This window comes from Brevundimonas sp. T2-11 (genome assembly GCF_055397675.1).
Window position 1 is genome coordinate 1,130,027 of sequence record NZ_AP027920.1, and the last position, 23,926, is coordinate 1,153,952.

General features: G+C 65.9%; 19 protein-coding genes. 14 read left to right on the forward strand and 5 right to left on the reverse strand.

The features are described from left to right. Nucleotides 1–2 precede the first annotated feature (2 nt). Complete coding sequence (gene rplA, locus ACZ5XO_RS05650; protein WP_464164318.1) at nucleotides 3–689, forward strand: 50S ribosomal protein L1; 687 nt, start codon at nucleotides 3–5, stop codon at nucleotides 687–689. Nucleotides 690–871: 182 nt separating this feature from the next. Here the strand turns inward: rplA and ACZ5XO_RS05655 are convergent, their stop codons facing one another. After that, nucleotides 872–1,483, reverse strand: a complete 612-nt coding sequence (locus ACZ5XO_RS05655) for an NAD(P)-dependent oxidoreductase (RefSeq protein ID WP_464164319.1) — start codon at nucleotides 1,481–1,483, stop codon at nucleotides 872–874. Between the two features lie 54 nt (nucleotides 1,484–1,537). On the opposite strand from ACZ5XO_RS05655, the gene ACZ5XO_RS05660 reads away from it, so the two are divergent. The 8 genes from ACZ5XO_RS05660 to ACZ5XO_RS05695 all read left to right on the forward strand — a co-directional run bounded on the left by ACZ5XO_RS05660 (nucleotide 1,538) and on the right by ACZ5XO_RS05695 (nucleotide 6,856). Then, nucleotides 1,538–1,954: a winged helix-turn-helix transcriptional regulator gene (locus ACZ5XO_RS05660; protein WP_464164320.1), complete on the forward strand. Its 417-nt coding sequence runs from the start codon at nucleotides 1,538–1,540 to the stop codon at nucleotides 1,952–1,954. Between the two features lie 106 nt (nucleotides 1,955–2,060). Further along, the gene (locus ACZ5XO_RS05665; RefSeq protein WP_464164321.1) at nucleotides 2,061–2,717 is read left to right on the forward strand and encodes a DUF47 domain-containing protein; all 657 of its coding nucleotides are present in this window, start codon (nucleotides 2,061–2,063) and stop codon (nucleotides 2,715–2,717) included. Nucleotides 2,718–2,723: 6 nt separating this feature from the next. Further along, entirely contained in the window at nucleotides 2,724–3,725 is a 1,002-nt protein-coding gene (locus ACZ5XO_RS05670) for an inorganic phosphate transporter (protein WP_296175409.1), read from the forward strand. An 89-nt stretch (nucleotides 3,726–3,814) separates the two neighbouring features. Then, nucleotides 3,815–4,168, forward strand: coding sequence for an NUDIX hydrolase (locus tag ACZ5XO_RS05675; RefSeq protein ID WP_464164322.1), 354 nt, complete (start codon nucleotides 3,815–3,817; stop codon nucleotides 4,166–4,168). A gap of 59 nt (nucleotides 4,169–4,227) precedes the next feature. After that, nucleotides 4,228–4,779, forward strand: a complete 552-nt coding sequence (locus ACZ5XO_RS05680; protein ID WP_464164323.1) for a DUF2059 domain-containing protein — start codon at nucleotides 4,228–4,230, stop codon at nucleotides 4,777–4,779. Nucleotides 4,780–5,073: 294 nt separating this feature from the next. Continuing rightward, entirely contained in the window at nucleotides 5,074–5,589 is a 516-nt protein-coding gene (gene rplJ, locus ACZ5XO_RS05685; protein ID WP_312785385.1) for a 50S ribosomal protein L10, read from the forward strand. Between the two features lie 55 nt (nucleotides 5,590–5,644). After that, nucleotides 5,645–6,025 carry a 50S ribosomal protein L7/L12 gene (gene rplL, locus ACZ5XO_RS05690; protein ID WP_464164324.1) on the forward strand — a complete coding sequence of 127 codons (381 nt, stop codon included), beginning with the start codon at nucleotides 5,645–5,647 and terminating at the stop codon, nucleotides 6,023–6,025. 150 nt (nucleotides 6,026–6,175) lie between these two features. Next, a complete protein-coding gene (locus ACZ5XO_RS05695) occupies nucleotides 6,176–6,856 on the forward strand; it encodes a type 1 glutamine amidotransferase domain-containing protein (RefSeq protein ID WP_464164325.1) in 681 nt (226 codons plus the stop codon). A gap of 52 nt (nucleotides 6,857–6,908) precedes the next feature. On the opposite strand, the gene ACZ5XO_RS05700 is transcribed toward ACZ5XO_RS05695, so the two are convergent. Together ACZ5XO_RS05700 and ACZ5XO_RS05705 are read right to left on the reverse strand one after the other, a co-directional pair. Then, complete coding sequence (locus tag ACZ5XO_RS05700) at nucleotides 6,909–8,897, reverse strand: M61 family metallopeptidase (RefSeq protein ID WP_464164326.1); 1,989 nt, start codon at nucleotides 8,895–8,897, stop codon at nucleotides 6,909–6,911. Between the two features lie 50 nt (nucleotides 8,898–8,947). Further along, entirely contained in the window at nucleotides 8,948–10,897 is a 1,950-nt protein-coding gene (locus ACZ5XO_RS05705; protein ID WP_464164868.1) for a M61 family metallopeptidase, read from the reverse strand. A 185-nt stretch (nucleotides 10,898–11,082) separates the two neighbouring features. Between ACZ5XO_RS05705 and ACZ5XO_RS05710 the strand changes: the two genes are divergently transcribed. Beyond that, on the forward strand, nucleotides 11,083–12,024 hold the full coding sequence (locus tag ACZ5XO_RS05710; RefSeq protein ID WP_464164327.1) for a DUF2268 domain-containing putative Zn-dependent protease: 942 nt from the start codon (nucleotides 11,083–11,085) through the stop codon (nucleotides 12,022–12,024). Here ACZ5XO_RS05710 and ACZ5XO_RS05715 read toward each other — a convergent pair. Next, nucleotides 12,021–12,542, reverse strand: a complete 522-nt coding sequence (locus ACZ5XO_RS05715) for an FKBP-type peptidyl-prolyl cis-trans isomerase (protein ID WP_464164328.1) — start codon at nucleotides 12,540–12,542, stop codon at nucleotides 12,021–12,023. The genes ACZ5XO_RS05710 and ACZ5XO_RS05715 overlap by 4 nt on opposite strands. A gap of 330 nt (nucleotides 12,543–12,872) precedes the next feature. On the opposite strand from ACZ5XO_RS05715, the gene rpoB reads away from it, so the two are divergent. Together rpoB and rpoC are read left to right on the forward strand one after the other, a co-directional pair. Next, on the forward strand, nucleotides 12,873–16,988 hold the full coding sequence (gene rpoB, locus ACZ5XO_RS05720) for a DNA-directed RNA polymerase subunit beta (RefSeq protein ID WP_464164329.1): 4,116 nt from the start codon (nucleotides 12,873–12,875) through the stop codon (nucleotides 16,986–16,988). A 100-nt stretch (nucleotides 16,989–17,088) separates the two neighbouring features. Continuing rightward, nucleotides 17,089–21,285 carry a DNA-directed RNA polymerase subunit beta' gene (gene rpoC / locus ACZ5XO_RS05725; protein WP_464164330.1) on the forward strand — a complete coding sequence of 1,399 codons (4,197 nt, stop codon included), beginning with the start codon at nucleotides 17,089–17,091 and terminating at the stop codon, nucleotides 21,283–21,285. Between the two features lie 245 nt (nucleotides 21,286–21,530). Here the strand turns inward: rpoC and ACZ5XO_RS05730 are convergent, their stop codons facing one another. Further along, nucleotides 21,531–22,619 (reverse strand): hypothetical protein, encoded by a 1,089-nt coding sequence (locus tag ACZ5XO_RS05730; RefSeq protein ID WP_464164331.1) that lies wholly within the window; start codon nucleotides 22,617–22,619, stop codon nucleotides 21,531–21,533. Between the two features lie 380 nt (nucleotides 22,620–22,999). Here ACZ5XO_RS05730 and rpsL point away from each other — a divergent pair, with 380 nt between their 5' ends. Together rpsL and rpsG are read left to right on the forward strand one after the other, a co-directional pair. Further along, a complete protein-coding gene (gene rpsL, locus ACZ5XO_RS05735) occupies nucleotides 23,000–23,374 on the forward strand; it encodes a 30S ribosomal protein S12 (protein ID WP_008260482.1) in 375 nt (124 codons plus the stop codon). 78 nt (nucleotides 23,375–23,452) lie between these two features. Next, nucleotides 23,453–23,926, forward strand: a complete 474-nt coding sequence (gene rpsG, locus ACZ5XO_RS05740; RefSeq protein ID WP_464164332.1) for a 30S ribosomal protein S7 — start codon at nucleotides 23,453–23,455, stop codon at nucleotides 23,924–23,926.

Here is a 23,926-nt window from a genome sequence, read left to right on the forward strand (position 1 = left end):
CCATGGCCAAGCAAACCAAGGCTCATAAAGCCCGTACCGGCGTCACGCAGGACCTCCTGCCGTTCGCCGACGCCATCAAGCTGGTGAAGGAAAACGCCAAGGCCAAGTTCGACGAGTCGATGGAAATCGCCGTCAACCTGGGCGTCGACCCGCGTCACGCCGACCAGCAGGTCCGCGGCGTGGTCAACCTGCCGTCGGGCACCGGCCGCGACGTCCGCGTCGCCGTCTTCGCCAAGGACGCCAAGGCTGACGAAGCCCGCGCCGCCGGCGCTGAATACGTCGGCGCCGAGGATCTGTACGAGCAGATCAACGGTGGTCTGATGGACTTCGACCGCGTCATCGCCTCGCCCGACATGATGGCCCTGGTCGGCCGTCTGGGTAAGGTGCTGGGTCCGCGCGGCCTGATGCCGAACCCCAAGGTCGGCACCGTGACCCCGAACGTCGCCCAGGCCGTCAAGGACGCCAAGGGCGGCGCCGTGGAGTTCCGCGTCGAGAAGGCCGGTATCGCTCACGGCGGCATCGGCAAGGTCTCCTTCACGCAGGAAGCCCTGGAAGCCAACGTCAAGGCTTACCTGGACGCGCTGAACCGCGCCAAGCCGTCGGGCGCCAAGGGCACCTATGTGAAGCGCATCACCCTGTCGTCGACGATGGGCCCGGGCTTCAAGGTCGATCCGGCTTCGCTGGCCTGATCTCAAGCCTCGCGCTGAAATGACGAAGACCCCGGAGAGCGATCTCCGGGGTCTTTTTCTATGGGGCCTACCGCGCTTCGCGCTACTTGAGGCCTTTCTTTGGGACCTACCGCGCTTCGCGCTACTTGAGGCCTTCCTTTGGGGCCTATCGCGCTTCGCGCTAGTTGAGGCCCGCCGGCGTCTCAGTAGCCGACCGTGAAGCGCTGGCGGCTGTGCTTCGGCGTCTCGATCTCGTCGGCCATGGCGATGGCGTAGTCGGGGAAGGAGATGACGCTGCGGCCGTCGGTCGTGACCAGCAGGCTGTCGCCGCCCAGGCGGAACCGGCCCGTCCGCTCGCCGCCGTCGAAGAGGGCCGAGGGGGACAGGAAGGTCCAGTCCAGATCGCCTTCCTGACGCAGGCGATCCAGGAAGCGACCGCCCGCCGAGGCTTCGGCCTTGTAGGCTTCCGGGAAGTCCGGGGTGTCGATGACCTTCAGACCTGGCGCGGCCTCCAGGCTGCCGGCTCCGCCGACAACCAGATAGCGCGGCGCGCCCGCCGCCTTGACCGCTCCGATCAGGGTTTCGGGGTTGGTGTCGACGAACATAATGGCGCTGACCACGGCGTCCGCGCCCTGCAGCAGGGCGGGCAGGGTGGCGGCGTTGTTGGCGTCGCCGCTGACGGCGGTGATGCCTGCGCCGGTCGGGATGCGAGCCGGATTGCGGGCCACGCCCGTCACCTGATGGCCGCGACGGGCCAGTTCCTTGACGATTTCCGATCCGGCGCGGCCGCTGGCGCCGAGGACTGTGATGTTCATGGGGAGGGCTCCATAGGTTACCAATGGAGACCAGGTGTGATATTGGAAGTGGCCATGCAAGAAGGCACTGAAATCTCATCTGGTCACCCGGCGGAAACCGTCCCGGCGCTCTGGCGCGGCGACGTCTATGCGGCCAACTGCCCGACGCGCTTGCTGCTGGACCGGATCGCGGACAAGTGGACGGTGCTGTTGCTGACCACATTGGCGGATGAGCCGATGCGCTTTAACGCCCTGAAACGCCGCATCGAGGGCGTGTCGCAGAAGATGCTTAGTCAGACCCTGCGCCAGATGGAGCGCGACGGACTGGCGACCCGGTCGGTAGAGGCCACGGTTCCCGTATCCGTCACCTATGCGATCACGCCCCTGGGGCTGACCCTGGTCGCGGCGCTTCAGCCGGTGATCGATTGGGCCGAAACACGCATGCCGCAAGTCGCCGCGGCGCAGGCCGCCTACGACGCGCGCGGATCATGAATCGTTTCGCGAAATCGAATTCCGTGTTCGGACGACTTGACGAAGGGGAGCGGAATCCGGTCTTGGGGCGCTGTCGCCTCGCGCGGCCCATTTGCGGAGACGATCGATGCTGAGCTGGTTCCAGGCGTTGCTGCCCAAGGAAGACAATTTCTTCCGCCTGTTCGACGCCCACGCCGCCACCCTGGTGAAGGGCGCGGAGGCCCTGCGCGGCATGCTGGACGGCGGCGAGGCCACGCCCGGCTGGTGCCAGAAGATCGTCGATCACGAACATGAGGCCGACGAGGTCGCGCGCGAAGTCCTGTTCGCCGTGCGCCGCAGCTTCATCACCCCGTTTGACCGCTCGGACATTCGCGGCCTGACCAACTCGCTGGACGACACCATCGACCAGATGCAGAAGACGGCCAAGGTCGTCACCCTGTACGAGGTGCGCGACTTCGCCCCCAAGATGCGCGAACTGGCCGACATCGCCGTCCAGTGCGGCGCCTTGACGGCCGAGGCGGTGGCCCTGCTGCCGGCCATGCGCAAGAACCACGACCGTCTGAACGAACTGACCGAACAGATCGCCCGTCTGGAGAGCCAGAGCGACACCCTCTACGACGAGGGCATGAAGGCCCTCTATGAGCTGCACCGCCACGACATGACCGGCGGCAACACCCTGGGCTTCATCATCGGCGGCGAGATCTATGATCACCTCGAGAAGGTCATCGACCGGTTCGAGGACGTCGCGAACCGCATCAACGGCGTTCTGGTCGAGCACCTGTAGGGCCCGATGGATCACGCCCTCCTGATCCTGGTCTTCCTGATCGGCGTCGCCCTGCTGTTCGATTTCCTGAACGGCCTGCACGACGCAGCCAATTCGATCGCCACCATCGTCGCGACGCGCGTCCTGCCGCCGATCTATGCGGTCGGCTGGGCCGCCTTCTTCAACTTCATCGCCTTCCTCTTCTTCGGTCTGCACGTGGCCGACACGATCGGGCGGGGGATCATCTCGCCCGACGTGATTTCGGATCAGGTGATCTTCGGCGCCCTGATGGGGGCGATCAGCTGGAACGTCATCACCTGGATCGCCGGCATTCCGTCGTCCAGTTCGCACGCCCTCGTCGGCGGCCTGCTGGGCGCGGGCATCGCCAAGGCGGGAACCAGCGCCGTGGTGATCGCGGGCGTGCTGAAGACGGTGGGCGCCATCTTCATGTCGCCGGCCATCGGCTTCCTGCTGGCCCTGTTGCTGGTGCTGATCGTGTCCTGGCTGTTCGCCAAGGCCAATCCCGCCTTCGCGGATCGCATCTTTAGGGGGCTGCAGTTCGTCTCGGCCTCGGCCTATTCTCTGGGCCATGGCGGCAATGACGCGCAGAAGACCATGGGGATCATCGCCATCCTGCTCTACTCGCGCGGGATGCTGGGCGGCGAGTTCCACGTGCCTTTCTGGGTGGTCATCACCTGTCAGGCGGCCATCGCCCTGGGCACCCTGTTCGGCGGCTGGAAGATCGTCCACACCATGGGGTCGCGCATCACGCGCCTTTCGCCCCAGCAGGGCTTCTGCGCCGAGACGGGCGGCGCCATCACCCTGTTTGCGGCCACCAGCATGGGCATTCCGGTCTCGACCACCCACACCATCACCGGCGCCATCGTCGGCGTGGGCGCGGCCAAGCGGGTCTCGGCCGTGCGCTGGAGCGTGGCGCGCAGCATCGTCACCGCCTGGTTCATCACCATGCCCGCCGCCGCCGCCATCGGCGCGATCTTCTACTTCGTCGGCGGCCTGTTCCTGACGTAATGGCTGGTTCGGTTCGTACGGAAACCTCTGAAGCCCGACAGGTCGCCGCCTTGCCCTGGCGGCGCGGCGATGCGGGCGTGGAGGTGATGATGATCACATCACGCGAGACCCGGCGCTGGGTCATCCCCAAGGGCGGCCGCATGGTCGGCAAGACCGATCCCCAGGCGGCGGCTCAGGAAGCCTATGAAGAGGCGGGCGTGCAGGGCGAGACCCTGGACGCTGTCCTCGGCCATTTCCGTTACGACAAGCGGCTGAAAACCGGGGCCGTCCAGGCTTGCGTCGTGGCCGTCTATCCTCTGGAAGTCCTGATCCAGCTGGGGGCCTGGCCCGAGGATCAGCAGCGCCAGCGGCGCTGGATGTCCCAGGCTGAAGCGGCCGAAGCGGTGCATGAAGCCGATCTGGCTGATTTGATCCGCCGATTCCGTCCGCATGGAGAAGCGTAGCTGTTTGCAGTTGCGCCGAACATTGATTTCTGAACCTATGCCTCCTCCTTGGAGGGCTCATGTCCAGACTTAACCTGATCATCGCTGTTTCGGTCGCCCTGTGGGCGGGGGCCGCCCATGCTCAGGATGCAGTCCCGTCTCGCCCGTCGGCGGACGCGACCCGGGCGGCGCAGGACGATCCGCGTCCCGCCCTGGCCGAGCGGCTGGTTCGGTTGACGCTGAGGGGCATGGACAAGTTCACCCAGGAGGCGATCACCGGGGAACTGGAGGCCGCCGGCGATTCCATGCCGGAGGACCAGCGGCGCTGGCTTCGCCGCCATACGCCCTCAATCGTCGAGACCAACCTGCGTCCGATGATCGCCATCATCACCCAGGAATACGCCGCGCGTTTCTCCGAGGCCGAGCTGAATGCCCTGATCGCCCTCTATGAGGGGCCGATGGGTCAGGATATCGCACGCAAGCAGATGGAACTGGGCGGGGCGCTGGGGGAGGCGATGCAGAAGTTCCAGATCGATTTCCTGACTGAACTGATGACCAAGTTCTGCGGTGAATTCGATTGCGAGGGGCAGGCGCCCAAGGGCGCGCCCTCGGCAAAAGCGCCGCCCCGTTGATTTCCTCGCCCAGCCGTGTATAGAGCCCGCTTCTCGTCAGGGCCTCGGCCTTGGCGGATCCTGTCCGAGAACTTCGGGACGCGGGGGCCGCCTGCGTCATAATCGTCAGAGAGCCTTCTGACGCCGTGGGGAGATGGGGATGCAAAGACCTTTCATCCAGCCGTTTTCGGCCGGATAGGCCTGCTTCCTTCGGACAATAAGACCGGCCTGAACGCTGTGCAGCGATGCATGGCGCTTAAGCCAATCCGTCGTCGGGAATTAGCCCGGCGGCGAATACCAAAACTGGAGACCGCAATGGACCGCGCACAAAAAGCCGAGTCGATCGAATCGCTGAAAAGCGTGTTCGCCGACGCGGGCGCCGTGGTCGTGACCCACAACCTGGGTCTGACCGTTGCGGAGATGGAAGACCTGCGTGGTCGCCTTCGTAAAGAAGGCGGCGCGTTCAAGGTGGTGAAGAACCGTCTGGCGCTGAAGGCGCTGGGCGTCGAGGAAGGCTCGGCCTACCACGATCTGTTCAAGGGTCCGGTGGGCATCGCCTACGCCGCTGATCCGGTCACCGCTGCGAAGGTCGCGGCTGAATTCGCCAAGGGCAATGACAAGTTCAAGCTCGTCGGCGGTTTCATGGGCGACAAGGTGCTGGACGCTGCTGGCGTCGACGCCCTGTCCAAGCTGCCGTCGCTGGACCAACTGCGTGGCAAGCTGATCGGCCTGCTGCAAGCCCCGGCGACCAAGGTTGCTGGCGTCCTGCAAGCACCCGCCGGCCAACTGGCTCGCGTCTTCAACGCGTACGCGACCAAAGACGCCGCCTAAGCCTCGTCATCTCTGCATATCTCTCTGAACCTCATCCTACCGAAGGAAGACTAAAATGGCTGATCTCGCCAAGATCGTTGAAGAACTGTCGGCTCTGACCGTCCTGGAAGCCGCTGAACTGTCGAAGCTGCTGGAAGACAAGTGGGGCGTCTCGGCCGCCGCTCCGGTCGCCGTCGCCGCTGTCGCCGGCGCCGCTGCTCCCGCTGAAGCCGGCGAAGAGCAAACCGAGTTCACCGTTGTCCTGGTTGACGGCGGCGACAAGAAGATCAACGTGATCAAGGAAGTCCGCGGCGTCCGCACCGACCTGGGTCTGAAGGAAGCCAAGGACCTGGTCGAAGGCGCTCCGCAGAACGTCGTCGAGAACGTCTCGAAGCAAGTCGCTGAAGAGCTGAAGAAGAAGCTCGAAGAAGCCGGCGCCAAGATCCAGATCAAGTAAGATCGGATTTTGCGCTTCGGCCTTCGGGCCGAGGCTCAGACTTCAAGGAACGGGTCGGAGGGAAACCTCCGGCCCGTTTTCTTTTGGACGCGACTGGCGAGGCGGCCGGGCCGGAACCATCTGTGCAGCCTCACACAAGGATACGCCCCTATGAAGATCCTGATGGTCCTGACCTCGCATGACCAACTCGGCGACACCGGTTACAAGACCGGCTTCTGGTTGGAAGAGTTCGCCGCCCCCTATTACGCCTTGAAGGATGCGGGGGCCGAGATCGTCATCGCCTCGCCAAAAGGCGGGCAACCGCCGCTGGACCCCAAGAGCGACGCCGAGGACGCCCAGAGCGGAGACACCCGCCGCTTCAAGGCGGACGCCGAGGCGCAGGCTGCACTGGCGAGCACGCAACGGCTGGCCGACGTCAGGGGCGAGGATTTCGACGCGGTCTTCTATCCCGGCGGTCACGGACCGCTGTGGGACCTGGCCAATGACCCCGTCTCTATCGGTCTGATCGAAGCCTTCGCCGCTGCGGGCAAGCCGACCGGCTTCGTCTGTCATGCGCCGGGCGTGCTGAAGGACGTGAAGGGGGCGGATGGTCAGCCCTTGGTGAAGGGGCGGGCGGTGACGGGTTTCACCAACAGCGAGGAAGCCGCCGTGGGCCTGACCGAGGTCGTGCCCTTCCTGGTCGAGGACATGCTGACGGCGAACGGCGGGCGCTACAGCAAGGGCGCGGACTGGGCCTCCTATGTCCTGACGGACGGGGCGTTGGTGACGGGGCAGAACCCGGCCTCATCGCGCGAGACGGCGGATGCGCTGCTGAAGTTGCTGAAGGCCTAGATGCAAAAACGGCCCGGGATCGCTCCCGGGCCGCTTCTTTGTTCATCGCGCCTTAGCGACGGCGCGGACTGAGGATGTCGCCGATCCGGTCGGGCGTGCCGGGGATGCGCTCCAGACGCGGGTAGCGCAGGCCGTCGTGGTAGTCGAAGGCCACGGTGCGGTAGCGGTCGCCGTTCTTGAGCAGCAGGCTGATCGGCTTGTCCGTGCCCTTGGCGGCGGTGACGGCGTCGCGCAGGACCTCGGCCGAGGCGGCGCGGTCGTTGACGGCGACCAGTTCCCAGCCCGGACCGATGTCGGCCTCGAAGGCGCGGCCGCCCCAGCGGATGCCGGTCAGCTTGTTCGACGAGGACAGGGTGAAGCCGAGGGAATACTGGAAGTCCCTGTCCCAACCCGACTGGATGCGTTTTTCGCCGGCGGTCAGGCTGTCGGTGTAGGTCAGGCGGTAGCCGCCGCGCGCCAGACCGTCCAGCGGCGCCTTGGCGTCCGGGCCGCTGGCGTCCAGGCGGGTGCGCAGGAAGCCGGCCCAGTCGTGCGGATGGACGGCGTTCAGGGCCGCGACCACGTCGTCAAAGGTATAGCCGCGCGGCGCATACGAACCGTCGTCGCCGCCGAAGAAGCCCTTGGCGAAGTCGTCCAGCGACTTCCTGTCGCCCGTGGCCTCGCGGATCAGTGTGTCGGCGTCCAGCCAGATCAGCAGGCTTTCGCGGTAGTAGTCGCCGGTCCCGCGCATCCACGACGCATAGGGATTGCTGGTGCGGTAGCCGAGCAGGTTGTGGTTGTTGACGTCCTGCAGCGGTCGCCATTCACGGCCCGGCTGGTTGTCATAGAAGGCGGCGTTCTCGGCCATGGTGACCAGGATGTCGTCCTTGGACGCCAGGCCCGAGCGGGCGGTCAGCACGTCGCCCCAGTATTCCGTCTGGCCCTCATAGACCCACAGCAGGGTGTTCTGGGTCGGGATGTTGTGGTTGGCGGTCAGCTCGTCGGCGGGGCGCTGGCGCTTGCCGTTCCAGGCGTGGACGAACTCGTGCGGGAGCAGGCCGACCGCCCCCATGTTCTTGCCCCAGTTGGTGAAGAAGTCGGTGGGGACCGAGTTCTCGGACGAGCGGTGATGCTCCAGCCCGATGCCGCCCATCCTGGACGTGGCGGCGACCAGGAAGTCGTAGCGGTCATAGGGGCGGGCGCCGAACAGGCGGTCGGTTTGGGTCACCAGGTTCTCGAACCAGGCGATCTGTTCCGGAGTCGGGGCGATGTTCTTGGCTTCATCGGCGACGATGTTCAGGTGAACGGCCTCGCCCCTGGGGTCGATCTCGATGCGCTGGAAGTGGGCGCCGCCGAACAGGGGGCTGTCGATCAGGGTGTAGAGGTCGGTGGGCCGGAAGGTCGCCACGCCGTTCTCATAGCGCTCGGTATCCAGGGCCACGCCGTATTTCCAGCCCTCGGGCAGGCGGATCGACGGGGCGAAGGTGATGCCGGTCGAGCGGTAGCCGGCCGGATAGAGCAGGGCCTTCTCCCACTGCAGGTTGACCATTTCCGGGGTCATGACGACGCGCCAGGTCGCGTTGTCGGGCTGGGTCAGCCACTGGAACTCGACCACGATCTCGCTGACGCCCTGCGGCACGTCGATGTGGAAGGCGTTGGGGTCGATGGTGTCGCGCAGCCAGTCGATGCGGGCGCCGCCGCCCGTCACGGTCACGCCCGAGATCAGCTGGATCGGGCCGGTGGCGGCGTGGTTGCCCGGCAGGAACTTGGGATAGAGCAGGACCAGAGGCCCGGCCGTGACCGGGATGGTCTGGCGGACGCGGACGATCTTGCGCTCCACGTCGGTGGCGTCGACCTCATATTTGATGACGCCGGGATAGGTTTCGGCCGTCGGGGCCGGGATGGGCGGCAGGGCGCGCGGCAGACCCAGCGGCGTGTTCTGGGGCGTCGGCGCGGCCGGCGCCTGCGGGCCGGTCCAGGCCTGCGGGGCGTGAGCCAGGGCGGTCGAGGCGACCGAGGTCAGCAACAGGGCGAGGGCGGCGGCGGGCAGGCGTCGGGTCATCGGGTATCCAGAACTCAGAGGTAATCAGGCGTAAGGCTTGGCAGGCGTCGTCAGCGACGGCGAGGCGACAGGATGTCGCCCAGCCGGTCCGGCGTTCCCTCGATCCGCTCCAGGTGCGGGTAGCGCAGGCCGTCGTGGTAGTCGAAGCGGACGGTCTTGAAGACGTCGCCGTTCTTGAGGATTAACTCGATCGGCTCGGACGCGCCCTTGGCGGCGGTGACGGCTTCCTTGAGCGCGTCGGGCGAGGCGGCGCGGCCGCCGACGGCGACCACTTCCCAGCCCGCGGTCAGGCCCTGCTCGAAGGCCGGGCCGCCCCACAGGACCGAGGTGATCTTGTTCGACCCGTTCATCATGAAGCCGAGCGAATAGGTGAAGTCGTTGCGGCCCAGCTCTTTATACAGGGCGCCCATGTAGCCGGACGGCTCCTCCTTGAAGACCAGGCGGTAGCCGCCGCGCTCGATGCCGTCCAGCGGACCGCGCGAGTTGGGGCCGACCGCGTCAAGACGCTCGCGCAGGAAGGCGGGCCAGTTGTTCGCCTGCACCCCGTTCAGCGTCGAGGTGACGGTGTCGAAGGTGTAGGGGGCCGGGTTCCAGTCGCCGTCCTCGACGCCGAAGAAGGCCTTGGCGAAGTCGTCCAGCGACTTCTTGCCGCCCGTCTGCTCGCGGATCAGGGTGTCGGCGTCCAGCCAGATCAGCGAGCCCTCGCGATAGTAGTCCTCGCTGCGCTGATAGGAGCCCCAGGGCTGGGGCCGGCGCTGGCTGATGATGGGATCGTTGGTCGTGTCCTGCATGGCGCGCCACTGGCGGCCGGGGATGTTCTGGAAGCTGGCGGCGGTCATGGCCAGGACGTCCAGCGCCTGTTGCTTGCTCATCAGGCCGGCGCGGGCGGTCAGGACCAGACCCCAGTACTGCGTCTGGCCCTCATAGACCCAGAGCAGGGAGTTCTGCAGCGGCTCGTTGAGATTGGGCGTCATCTGGTCGGCGGGGCGGCGCCACTTGCCGTTCCAACTGTGGGTGTATTCGTGACCCAGCAGGTCGCGGTCGGCCAGGGTGCCTTCGCGGTCGGTGAAATACTTGGGATCGACGCTGTTCTCGGACGAGCGTTGGTGCTCCAGACCGATGCCGCCCAGCTTGTCCGTCACGGCGACCAGGAAGTCGTAGTGGTTGAAGTGACGGGCGCCGAACAGGCGGTCGGCTTGCTGGACCAGGTTGCGGTGCAGCTGGATATGCTCGTCGGTGGCTTCCAGCATCCTGGCGGTGTCGGCCACGACGTTGAGGCGTACGGGCGAGCGGCCGCCGGGATCGAGATCGATCTGGCGATAATGCTGACCGGCGAAGACGGGGCTGTCGGCCAGATGGTCGAGGGTGATGGGGGCGAAGGTCGCCAGGCCGTTCTCGAAGCTGACGGTGTCGAGACCGGCGCCGTAGTTCCAGCCTGCGGGCAGTTTCAGCGTCGGCTTGAAGGTGATCTGGCGCGAATAATAGCCCGCCGGATAGAGCAGGGCCTTCTCCCACTGGATGTTCAGCATCTCGGGGGTGACGACGACGCGGCCCTGATTGCCCTCGATCGGGGTCAGCCACTGGAAGGCGACCTCGATCTGACTGACGCCGGCGGGGACCTCGATCTGATAGGCCCAGGGCTGGACCGTATTGCGCACCCATTCCAGCCGCTGGCCATTGGCGGTGAAGGTCAGGCCGCCGACGTTGGCGACGGGACCGGCGGGGCTGTGGTTGCCCGGCAGCCATTGCGGATAGAGCAGGACCATCGGCCCGGCCTGGGTCACGGGAATAGTCTGGCGCACCTGGATCAGGCGACGGTCGATGTCGGTGGCGTCCACGTCCAGGCTGATGACGCCTGGATAGGCTTCGTCCTTGGCGGCCGGGATCGGCGCCAGGGCCACGGGCAGGGCGGGCGTCCCGACCTGGGCCAGGGCGGCGCCGGCGCTGAACAGCAGGGCGGAGGCGCAGGCGGTGACAAGCAGGCGGGCGGCGGGACGCATCATCTGAGGAACTTTCCGGCAAGGCGGCGTGGACGCCGCAGATCACTGCGCGTCGAGACTATGGTCAAGCCCGACGTGGGCGGATGAATTCGCCGTCATGTTCGGCCCGCCAGAGAGGGAGCGGATTTCATCGGCTACGGTTGCGTACTAGCCTGACGATGGCATCACAAGGCGAGGCGGATCACATGGACGGGAAGTGGATTTTGGCGAGCGCCGTCGCGGCTCTGGTGATGGCGGCGTCGTCGCCGACGCGCGCAGCCCAGATGGAGGCGCCTAATCGCCCTCTCCACGAACCCGTGATCGAGACCGGCGACATTGAGCGCTTCTATGCGCTTTACGACAGCACCGCCGGGCGGCCGACCGCAGAGCAGCTTCAGGCCTATCTGGATGAGGGCTCCTCCGGTCTGACGCACCTGGCGAAGGTGCGTCGGGTGACGGGGGCGAGGATGGCGGACGCCATGGCCGCCCGGCCTGAAATCTATGTCGAGGCGCGGGCCTGCGCCGATCACCTGCCGCGCGCCCGTGCGCGGGTCGCGGAGGGGCTGGCTCGTTTCATTGACCAGTATCCCGAGGCGCGGTTTCCCTCGGCGACCTTCGTGATCGGTCGCGGCCGCCCGGTCGCGGTCGGCAGTCCGGTGGACGGCATCCAGGTGGGGCTGGAAGCGCTCTGCGCCACCGACTTCATCAATCCCGATATCGAGGACCGGTTCGTGGGGGTCCTGATCCACGAGTATGTTCACACCCAGCAGGCGCCGGAGCTCACGGAAAAGGAGCAGTACACGGTGCTGGAAGTGTCGCTGGCCGAAGGCGTCGCGGAGTTCGTGACCGAGCTGATGATCGGCGCGCCGGCCTATGCCTATCTCGCGCCGCAGACCCGGGGACGCGAACTCGAGATCGAGACCGCCTTCGTCGCCGACCAGGACAAGACCGACCTGTCGGCCTGGGTCTATAATTCAACCCCTGAGAAGCCGGGCGATCTCGGCTACTGGGTCGGTTACCGGATCGCCAAGGCCTACTACCGCAACGCCCCGGACAAGGACGAGGCGCTGCGGCGGATATTGCAGCTCACGGACGTCAAGGCCTTCGTGGCCGAAAGCGGATGGCGGCCCGGCATGGACCTGAGTTAGTCCGCCGGGTTCACTTCCAGCAGTTCGACGGTGAAGCGCAGCACGGAGTTGGCGGGGATCTCGGTTCCCATCCAGCGCGAGCCATAGGCCAGGTCGGCGGGGATGACGAACTCATAGGTTTCGCCGGTGCGCATCAGGGCGACGCCCTCGGTCCAGCCCTTGATGACGCGGTTCAGCGGGAAGCTGGCCGGCTCGTTGCGCGAATAGGAGCTGTCGAACTCGCGCCCGTCGATGAAGGTCCCGCGATAGTGGACCTTGACCGTGTCGGTCGCGGTCGGCTGGACGCCATTGGGCCTGGCCTTGCCCACGCGGCGATACTGCAGGCCGGAGGTCGTGGTGGTCCAGCCGCGCTGCTGGCCGTTCCACATCAGGTAGGCGGCCTGGCCCACCTCCCAGTTCTCCTGGGTGGCGGGTCCTTGCGGGACGACCTGGGCGATCGTGGCGGGCGCCGTGGCGCAGGCCGACAGGGTCAGGGCGAGGGCGGTCGCGGCGAGCGCGGGCAGGGTGATGCGGTTCATACCGCTAGGCTTATCACGCCGATCGAAACTGTCACCTGTCTGCGTAGGGGCCTTTATTTCGCCGGAGATCAGCGTATATATGCGCCTCCCGCAGATTCCATGAATCCCGCGCGAAAGCGCCGAGGCCCGGTTTGTCGCCCTCCGACCGGTGCGCAGGCGTCGCTCCTTTCCCAAGGAGCGGGCATATCAGGCGCCCTGATCCCGTAGCGGATCGAGGGTGGGCGCCACGAGAACTTTCGGTCACGGATCGCCGGTCGGCGCGCCGTGGCTGCTGCATTGACGTCGGGTCTTCATTCCTTTGTGGGGTGGGCTCGCGATTGGGAAAACAGAATGGCAAACTCCACTGACGGTCTCGCCCTGGGTAAGATCGCCTCCGCCACCTCGTTCACCGGAAAGAAGCGCATTCGTCACTCGTTCGGGCGTATCCCCGAAGCGGTGAAGATGCCGAACCTCATCGAGGTTCAGCGCGCTTCCTACGAGCAGTTCCTGCAGCGCGAAGTGCGCAGCGGCCTGCGCAAGGACCAGGGCATCGAGGCGGTCTTCAAGTCGGTCTTCCCGATCAAGGATTTCAACGAGCGCGCCGTCCTGGAGTACGTCTCCTACGAGTTCGAGGACCCCAAGTACGACGTCGAGGAGTGCATCCAGCGCGACATGACCTTCGCGGCTCCGCTGAAGGTCAAGCTGCGCCTGATCGTCTTTGAGACCGAGGAAGAAACGGGCGCCCGTTCGGTCAAGGACATCAAGGAGCAGGACGTCTACATGGGCGATATCCCGCTCATGACGGACAAGGGCACCTTCATCGTCAACGGCACCGAGCGCGTGATCGTCTCGCAGATGCACCGTTCGCCGGGCGTCTTCTTCGACCACGACAAGGGCAAGACCCACAGCTCGGGCAAGCTGCTGTTCGCCGCCCGCGTCATTCCCTATCGCGGTTCGTGGCTGGACTTCGAGTTCGACGCCAAGGACATCGTCTATGTCCGTATCGACCGTCGTCGTAAACTGCCGGCCTCCAGCTTCCTGATGGCCCTGGGCATGGACGGCGAGGAAATCCTCAAGACCTTCTACGAGACCGTGCCCTACGAGAAGCGCGGCGAAGGCTGGGTCACGCCTTACAAGCCGGAACGCTGGCGCGGCGTGAAGCCGGAGTTCGACCTGGTCGACGCCGACACCGGCGAAGTGGTCGCCCAGGCCGGTCAGAAGATCAGCGCCCGCGCCGCCAAGAAGCTGGCTGACGGCGGCCTGGTGTCGCTGTCGCTGGCCGCTGACGCCCTGCTGACCAAGTATCTGGCCGCCGACGCCGTCAACTACGAAACCGGCGAGATCTACGCCGAGGCCGGCGACGAGCTGGACGCCGAAGCTATCGCTCTGCTGGAAGAGCACGGCTTCACCACCATCGACGTGCTGGACATCGACCACGTCACGGTCGGCGCCTACATGCGCAACACCCTGCGCATCGACAAGAACACGGGTCGCGAAGACGCCCTGTTCGACATCTATCGCGTCATGCGTCCGGGCGAGCCGCCGACCCCGGAAGCCGCCGAAGCCATGTTCAACTCGCTGTTCTTCGACAGCGAGCGTTACGACCTGTCGGCCGTCGGTCGCGTGAAGATGAACATGCGTCTGGAAACCCCCGAGGTTTCGGACGAAATCCGCGTCCTGCAAAAGGACGACGTGCTGAAGGTGCTGCAGATCCTGGTCGGCCTGAAGGACGGCCGCGGCGAGATCGACGACATCGACAACCTGGGCAACCGTCGCGTGCGTTCGGTCGGCGAACTGCTGGAAAACCAGTACCGCGTCGGTCTGCTGCGTATGGAACGCGCCATCAAGGAGCGCATGTCCTCGGTCGATATCGACACGGTCATGCCGCACGACCTGATCAACGCCAAACCGGCTGCCGCCGCTGTGCGTGAATTCTTCGGCTCGTCGCAGCTGTCGCAGTTCATGGACCAAACCAACCCGCTGTCGGAAATCACCCACAAGCGTCGCCTTTCGGCGCTTGGCCCGGGCGGTCTGACCCGTGAGCGCGCCGGCTTTGAAGTCCGCGACGTTCACCCGACGCACTACGGCCGCATCTGCCCGATCGAAACGCCGGAAGGCCCGAACATCGGTCTGATCAACTCGCTGGCCACCCACGCCCGCGTCAACAAGTACGGCTTCATCGAGAGCCCCTACCGTCGCGTGAAGGACGGCAAGGCCACAGACGAGGTGGTCTACATCTCGGCCATGGAAGAGGCGAAGCACGTTATCGCCCAGTCCAACATCGAGCTGAAGGCGGGCGAGATCGTCGAGGACCTGGTCCCCGGCCGGATCAACGGTGAATCCCAACTGCTGACCAAGGCCGACGTCGACATGATGGACGTGTCGCCGAAGCAGGTCGTCTCGGTCGCCGCGGCTCTGATCCCGTTCCTGGAAAACGACGACGCCAACCGCGCACTGATGGGCGCCAACATGCAACGTCAGGCCGTGCCGCTGGTGCAGTCCGACGCGCCGCTGGTCGGCACAGGCATGGAAGCGGTCGTGGCCGTGGACTCCGGCGCTGTCGTGATCGCCCGTCGTGACGGCGTGGTCGAGCAGATCGACGGCACCCGTATCGTTCTGCGCGCCACGGGCGACGTGGACGCCGGTCGTTCGGGCGTCGATATCTACCGCCTGTCGAAGTTCCAGCGTTCCAACCAGTCGACCTGCATCAACCAGCGCCCGATCGTGCGCGTGGGCGATGAAGTGAAGGCCGGCGACGTGATCGCCGACGGTCCGTCGACGGACCTGGGCGAACTGGCTCTGGGCCGTAACGTCCTGGTCGCCTACATGCCCTGGAACGGCTACAACTTCGAAGACTCCATCCTGATCTCCGAGCGCATCGTGCGCGACGACATCTTCACCTCCATCCACCTCGAGGAATTCGAAGTGATGGCGCGTGATACGAAGCTCGGGCCGGAAGAAATCACCCGCGATATCCCCAACGTCGGCGAGGAGGCCCTGCGCAACCTCGATGAAGCGGGCATCGTGGCCATCGGCGCCGAAGTCCAGCCGGGCGACATCCTGTGCGGCAAGGTCACGCCGAAGGGCGAAAGCCCGATGACGCCGGAAGAGAAGCTGCTGCGCGCCATCTTCGGCGAGAAGGCTTCGGACGTCCGCGACACCTCGCTGCGTCTGCCGCCCGGCGTCGCCGGTACGGTCGTCGACGTGCGCGTCTTCAACCGTCACGGCGTCGACAAGGATGAACGCGCTGTCGCCATCGAACGCGCTGAAATCGAACGCCTCGGCAAGGACCGCGACGATGAGCTCAAGATCCTTGAGCGCAACGTCTATGGCCGCCTGAAGCCGCTGCTGCTCGGCAAGGACGCCGTCTCGGGCCCGAAGGGCATGGGCCGCGGCGAAGTGACCGAAGAGAAGCTGGCCGAAGTGTCCAAGGGCCTGTGGTGGCAGGTCGCCCTCGACGACGAGAAGGCGATGGGCGAGCTCGAGGCCATGAAGAAGCAGTTCGAGGACGCCCGTAAGGCCCTCGACCGTCGCTTCGAAGACAAGGTCGAGAAGCTGCAGCGCGGCGACGAACTGCCGCCGGGCGTCATGAAGATGGTCAAGGTCTTCGTGGCCGTGAAGCGCAAGCTTCAGCCGGGCGACAAGATGGCCGGCCGTCACGGCAACAAGGGCGTCATCTCCAAGATCCTGCCGATCGAGGACATGCCGCACCTGGACGACGGCACCCACGTCGACATCGTTCTGAACCCGCTGGGCGTGCCTTCGCGCATGAACATCGGTCAGATCTTCGAAACCCACCTGGGTTGGGCTGCTGCGGGCCTCGGCAAGCAGATCAAGGGCCTGCTCGACAACTGGATGGACGGCGGTCTGCGCGAGGCCCTGGTCACGCGTCTGACCGAGATCTACGGCGCCGACACGCCTCTGCCGGAATCGGACGAGGACCTGATCGAGCTGGCGCAGAACCTGGCCAAGGGCGTGCCCTTCGCGACCCCGGTCTTCGACGGCGCGCACATCTCGGACATCGAGGACCTGCTGGAAACGGCCGGCCTGGACCGTTCGGGCCAGTCCATCCTGTTCGACGGTCAGACGGGCGAGCAGTTCAAGCGTCCGGTCACGGTCGGCTATGTGTACATGCTGAAGCTGCACCACCTGGTCGACGACAAGATCCACGCCCGCTCCATCGGCCCGTACTCGCTCGTCACCCAGCAGCCGCTGGGCGGTAAGGCGCAGTTCGGCGGTCAGCGCTTCGGGGAAATGGAGGTCTGGGCTCTGGAAGCCTATGGCGCCGCCTACACCCTGCAGGAAATGCTGACGGTGAAGTCCGACGACGTGGCCGGCCGCACCAAGGTCTACGAGGCGATCGTCCGCGGCGACGACAGCTTCGAAGCCGGCATTCCCGAGAGCTTCAACGTGCTCATCAAGGAAATGCGCTCGCTGGGCCTGAACGTGGAGCTGGAGAACAGCTGATCGGAAACAAAGCCCTCTCCCGCCTGGCGGGGGAGGGCGGTCCGACCGCCTCTCCTCTCTGAATGAATTTTCGCGGGGCATTCCCGCAGAAGGAAAAAAGATGAACCAGGAAGTCCTGAACATCTTCAACCCGGTCCCGGTCACGCCGACCTTCGACCAGATCAAGATCGCCCTGGCCTCGCCGGAGAAGATCCGTTCGTGGTCGTTCGGCGAGATCAAGAAGCCGGAAACCATCAACTACCGCACGTTCAAGCCCGAGCGTGACGGCCTGTTCTGCGCCCGTATCTTTGGCCCGACCAAGGACTACGAATGCCTGTGCGGCAAGTACAAGCGCATGAAGTACAAGGGCATCATCTGCGAGAAGTGCGGCGTTGAAGTCACGCTGGCTCGCGTTCGCCGCGAGCGCATGGGTCACATCGACCTGGCCGCTCCGGTCGCCCACATCTGGTTCCTGAAGTCGCTGCCGTCGCGCATCTCGCTGATGCTGGACATGGCGCTGAAGGACGTCGAGCGCGTCCTCTACTTCGAAAACTACATCGTCACCGAGCCGGGCCTGACCCCGCTGAAGCAGAACCAGCTGCTGACGGAAGACGAGTTCTACCGCTACCAGGAAGAATACGGCGACGACGGCTTCACGGCTGAAATCGGCGCCGAGGCCGTCCGCAACCTGCTGATGGGCATCGACCTGAACGCCGAGGCTGAAAAGCACCGCGCCGAACTGGCCGACAACCCGTCGGAAATGAAGGCCAAGAAGGCGTCCAAGCGCCTGAAGCTGATCGAGGCCTTCCTGGAGTCGGGCAACAAGCCCGAGTGGATGATCCTGACGATCGTCCCGGTCATTCCGCCGGAACTGCGCCCGCTGGTGCCGCTGGACGGCGGCCGCTTCGCGACCTCGGACCTGAACGACCTCTATCGCCGGGTCATCAACCGTAACAACCGACTGAAGCGCCTGATCGAACTGCGCGCGCCGGACATCATCATCCGCAACGAAAAGCGGATGCTGCAGGAGTCCGTCGACGCCCTGTTCGACAACGGCCGTCGCGGTCGCGTCATCACGGGCGCCAACAAGCGTCCGCTGAAGTCGCTGGCCGACATGCTGAAGGGCAAGCAGGGTCGCTTCCGTCAGAACCTGCTGGGCAAGCGCGTCGACTACTCGGGCCGTTCGGTCATCACCGTGGGCCCCGAGCTGAAGCTGCACGAGTGCGGCCTGCCCAAGAAGATGGCGCTCGAGCTGTTCAAGCCGTTCATCTATGCGCGTCTGGACGCCAAGGGCCTGTCGGGCACCGTCAAGCAGTCCAAGCGCATGGTCGAGCGCGAGCAGCCGCAGGTCTGGGACATCCTGGAAGAAGTGATCCGGGAACACCCGGTGATGCTGAACCGCGCGCCGACGCTGCACCGTCTGGGCATCCAGGCGTTCGAGCCCAAGCTGATCGAGGGCAAGGCCATCCGCCTGCACCCGCTGGTCTGCACCGCCTTCAACGCCGACTTCGACGGCGACCAGATGGCCGTTCACGTCCCGCTGAGCCTCGAGGCCCAGCTGGAAGCGCGCGTCCTGATGATGTCGACGAACAACATCCTGTCGCCCGCCAACGGCAAGCCGATCATCGTGCCGTCGCAGGACATCGTCCTGGGCCTGTACTACCTGTCGCTGGTCAAGGACGGCCAGCCGGGCGAAGGCAAGCTGTTCGCCAACATGGGTGAAATCGACGCCGCCCTGGACGCCCAGGTCGTCAAGCTGCACACCAAGATCAAGGCCCGCTGGACCGAGATGAACGCCGCGGGCGAAGAGATCACCAAGGTGATCGACACGACCCCGGGCCGGATGAAGCTGGGCGCCCTGCTGCCGCTGAACCCGAACATCGGCTACCGCCTGCTCGAGAAGAATCTGACCAAGAAGGAAATCGGTAACCTGATCGATCAGGTCTATCGTCACTGCGGTCAGAAGGCGACGGTCATCTTCGCCGACCAGATGATGCAGCTGGGCTTCCGCGAAGCCGCCAAGGCCGGCATCTCGGTGGGCAAGGACGACATCGTCATTCCCGCCAAGAAGGAAGCCCTGGTCAACGAGACCCGCACCCAGGTCGAAGAGTACGAGCAGCAGTATGCTGACGGCCTCATCACCAAGGGCGAGAAGTACAACAAGGTCGTCGACGCCTGGGCCAAGGCCACGGACAAGATCGCCGACGAGATGATGGGCGAAATCGCCCAGCCTCGCGTCCTGATCGCGGGCCAGGAGCCGGACATCAACTCCGTCTTCATGATGGCCAACTCCGGCGCCCGTGGTTCGCAGGCCCAGATGAAGCAACTGGGCGGCATGCGCGGCCTGATGGCCAAGCCTTCGGGCGAGATCATCGAGACGCCGATCATCTCGAACTTCAAGGAAGGCCTGACCGTCCTTGAGTACTTCAACTCCACCCACGGCGCCCGCAAGGGTCTGGCCGACACCGCGCTGAAGACCGCCAACTCGGGTTACCTGACCCGCCGTCTGGTGGACGTCGCCCAGGACTCGATCGTCACCGAGGAAGACTGCGGCTCGACCCGCGGCATCACCCTGCGCGCCGTGGTTGAAGGCGGCGACGTTCTGGTCTCGCTGGGTCAACGCGTCCTGGGTCGCTATGCGGCCGAGGACATCAAGGAGCCGGGCACCGACAACGTCATCTTCCCCGCCGACACCTATCTGCAGGAAGAAGAAGTCGAAGCCATCGATGCGGCCGGCGTCCAGTCGATCAAGGTCCGCTCGGCCCTGACCTGTGAAGCCGAAGCCGGCATCTGCGGCATGTGCTACGGTCGTGACCTGGCGCGCGGCACCAACGTCAACATCGGCGAAGCGGTCGGCGTCATCGCCGCCCAGTCGATCGGCGAGCCGGGCACCCAGCTGACCATGCGTACCTTCCACATCGGCGGTACGGCCCAGGTGGCGGAAACCTCGTTCTACGAAGCGACCAACGCCGGTAAGGCCAAGATCGTCGGCCCGACGGTCGTCGCGGCGCACGGCGACCTGGTGGCCCTGAGCCGCAACGTCGTCGTCACCGTGGTGGTGGACGGCAAGGACCGCGAGACGCACAAGGTCCCGTACGGCGCCCGTCTGCGCGTCAAGGAAGGCGCGGACATCGCCAAGGGTCAGCGTCTGGCGGAGTGGGACCCCTACACCACCCCGATCCTGACCGAAGTCGGCGGCGTGATCCGCTTCGAGGACCTGGTCGACGGCCTGTCCGTTCGCGAAGAAACCGACGAAGCGACGGGCATCGCCCAGCGCGTGGTTTCCGACTGGCGCGCCAGCCCCCGCGGTTCGGACCTGCGTCCGGCCATGGGCGTCACGGCGGGCGACACCTACGCCAAGCTGGCCTCGGGCTCCGACGCCCGTTACCTGCTGCCCGTGGGCGCCATCCTGTCCGTGTCGAACGGCGATGAGGTCAAGCCGGGCGAGATCATCGCCCGTATCCCGACCGAAGGCGCCAAGACCCGCGACATCACCGGCGGTCTGCCGCGCGTCGCCGAACTGTTCGAAGCCCGTCGTCCGAAGGACTGCGCCGTCATCGCCGAAATGGATGGCCGCGTTGAGTTCGGTCGCGACTACAAGAACAAGCGTCGCATCAAGATCACCCCGGAAGTGGACGCCGACGGCAACCAGGCCGAGGCGGTCGAATTCCTGATCCCGAAGGGCAAGCACATCTCCGTCCACGACGGCGATCTGATCCAGAAGGGCGACTACATCATCGACGGCAACCCGGATCCGCACGACCTGCTGCGCATCCAGGGCGTCGAGGCGCTGGCCGAGTATCTGGTGAACGAAGTGCAGGAGGTCTACCGACTGCAGGGCGTGCCGATCAACGACAAGCACATCGAAGTCATCGTCCGTCAGATGCTGCAGAAGGTTGAGGTCATCGACTCCGGCGAAACCACCCTGATCCGTGGCGACACGGTCGAGGTGGCCGAGGCGGCCTTCGAGAACGCCAAGGTCGAGAAGCGCGGCGGTCGTCTGGCTGTCACGCAGCCGGTCCTGTTGGGCATCACCAAGGCCAGCTTGCAAACCCGCAGCTTCATCTCGGCGGCGTCCTTCCAGGAAACCACGCGCGTCCTCACCGAGGCTTCGGTCCACGGCAAGAAGGACCTGCTGGAAGGCCTGAAGGAAAACGTCATCGTCGGCCGTCTGATCCCGGCGGGCACGGGCGCCTATCTGCGCTCGCTGCAGAAGCTGGCGAACGAGCGCGACGCGGAGCTGACCCAGGCCCGCGAAGACGCCATCGAGCCGCTGCCGGCCGACCTGGCCCTGGAACTGGAGCAGCCGGAAGGCTGATCCGTTTCGGAAACCGAGACTGAAGAGGGCGGCGCCGGCGACGGCGCCGCTCTTTTCTTTATTGGGCCTACCGCCCTTCGGGCTGCTTGATGTCCAGAACTCTTGTGGGGAGGGGGACCGCGTAGCGGTGGAGGGGGCGGCGCAGGCTGCTGACGTTGAGTCGCCCCCTCCGTCACGTCGTCTTCGGCGCCGCGCCACCTCCCCATTCGCTCCGCGAACAGGGAGGAAAGACTAGCTCGCCAGACCTAGCGCGGGTCGGGCAGCTTGTTGCTGTCCTGCTGGACATTGGTGGTGGCGCCCTGGCGCATGGATGGGTCGAGGTGGGCGCCGGCGCAGCCCGCGCCGAAGTTCGAGCCGGGGCATTCCTGTGGCGGCATGACGCCGACGCCGCCGGCCAAGGGGCGCCGCTGAGCCTCATAGCGTTGCATCTCGCGGGCGCCTTCGCGGGCGAAGCGGGCGTCGCGCTGGGCGTTGCCGCTGCCGGTGATGGTGCGCCGCTCGGCGCCTTCGGCGGCGCGGGCGTTGAAGCGCTCCTCGCAGATGGCGCGTTCACCCTGCGTGAGCACGCGGTCGGCGGGGCAGCCGGCCGGTGAGAGGCGAAGGGCACGGGCGTTTCGGCCGCCCTGGCCTTCGGGCGTGAAACGCCAGGCGTCGGTGATCTCGCCGGTCCCCGTCGCCGGCGCGCCGCCGGGCGGCGGCGCCGCCATACGAGGGGCGGGAGGCGAGGGGCGGCCGCTGGCGGCTTCTTCCTCGTCCTTGTCCCCGGTCAGGCGCCGTTGAGGCAGGGCGGGGGCAGGGGCAGGCGGACTGGGCGCGTGCGCCATCGCGACGGGCGGCGTCGGGGCCGGCTCTGGCGCGGCGACCGGCGCCGGGGGCGCGACCGGAGTCGGGGTTGGCGTCGGGGCCGGAACCGGAGCGGGGATGCGGGCGGGGGCCGGGGCGACAGCCGCCGCCGGAGCGGGCGCAGGAACCGGGACGGCCGGCGCAGAGGGCGACGGCCTGGCGGGGGCGGGAGTCGTCTGCGGCGTCGGCGCGAGCGCGGACTCGGATTGCGTCGCCTCGACAGGAACCGGGGCCGGCGTCTGCGGATCGACGGGACGGAGCGGCTCGGGGCGAGGCGGCATGCGCCATTGCGGCGGCGGCGGAGGCTCGATCTCGAGCTGGATGATCGGGGGCAGGGCGCGGGGCGGGGCGCGATCCTCGTCCGCCGCCAGCAGGATCATGGACCCCAGGACGGCGACATGGAGCGCAAGCGAGGCGGCCGCCATCAATCCGCCGCGCAATCCGCGACGGGAGTGTCGGGCCGAGGGTCGGTTCAGCACGGCGACGGTCATGACGGTTTCCGCATCTTCGATGATGATGCAAGGACAAGCGTGGCGATATAGGGGCGTGTTTCGACGGGTCGTGCAACGGTGTTTCGCCGGGCGGTCGCCGTTCCGGCTGGGCTGAATCACTTGACGCCTTCACCCATCCCGCGTAAACGGCGCGCACTTTCGAGAGGTGGGCGGTTCGCCGTCCATTGAGATCGTGACAATTGAACGGACGGGCTGTGCCCGCCGGAACGCCCAAAGCGCGCGTTCCGGCTTTTTCGTTTGGCTGTTCCCGCTCGCTCGAGAACAACACCCGGGCGCCGCTTCGGCGAGGTCCAAAAGAAGGCTCATGAGGCGCCCCGGCCGACAGGCACACGCCTCCATATCGAAAAGAGACTAATCGTATGCCTACGATCAACCAGCTGATCCGCAAGCCGCGCAAGCCCAAGCCCACCCGTAACAAGGTCCCGGCTCTGGAAGGCTCGCCCCAGCGTCGCGGCGTTTGCACCCGCGTCTACACCACGACCCCGAAAAAGCCGAACTCGGCTCTGCGTAAGGTCGCCAAGGTCCGTCTGGCCAAGAACGGCTACGAAGCCGTTTGCTACATCCCCGGCGAAGGCCACAACCTGCAGGAGCACTCGGTCGTGCTGATCCGCGGCGGCCGCGTGAAGGACTTGCCCGGCGTTCGCTACCACATCCTGCGCGGCGTGCTCGATACGCAAGGCGTCAAGGACCGCAAGCAGCGTCGTTCGCACTACGGCGCCAAGCGTCCGAAGTAAGCGAAATCGTCTCAGGCCTGCTGGTCTGGACCCTCAGAGATTTTCCCGGCGTCAGCCGGGCACTGCAAGGAATAATCCATGTCGCGTCGTCACCGCGCCCAGAAGCGTGAAGTTCTGCCGGATCCCAAGTTCGGGGACCTGGTGGTCACCAAGTTCATGAACTACGTCATGTACGAAGGTAAGAAGGCCGTCGCCGAAAACATCGTCTACGGCGCCTTCGACATCCTGGCTGACAAGAAGAAGGAGCAGACCGCGGTCGAGACCTTCCATAACGCTCTCGACAACGTCGCCCCCTCGGTCGAAGTCCGTTCGCGTCGCGTCGGCGGCGCCACCTATCAGGTGCCGGTCGAAGTCCGTCCGGACCGTCGTCGCGCCCTGGCCATCCGTTGGCTGGTCAACGCCGCTCGCAAACGCGGCGAAAACACCATGACGGAAAAGCTGGCGGCTGAGCTGCTGGACGCCGCCAACAACCGCGGCACCGCGGTCAAGAAGCGTGAAGACACCCACAAGATGGCCGAGGCGAACCGCGCCTTCAGCCACTACCGCTGGTAA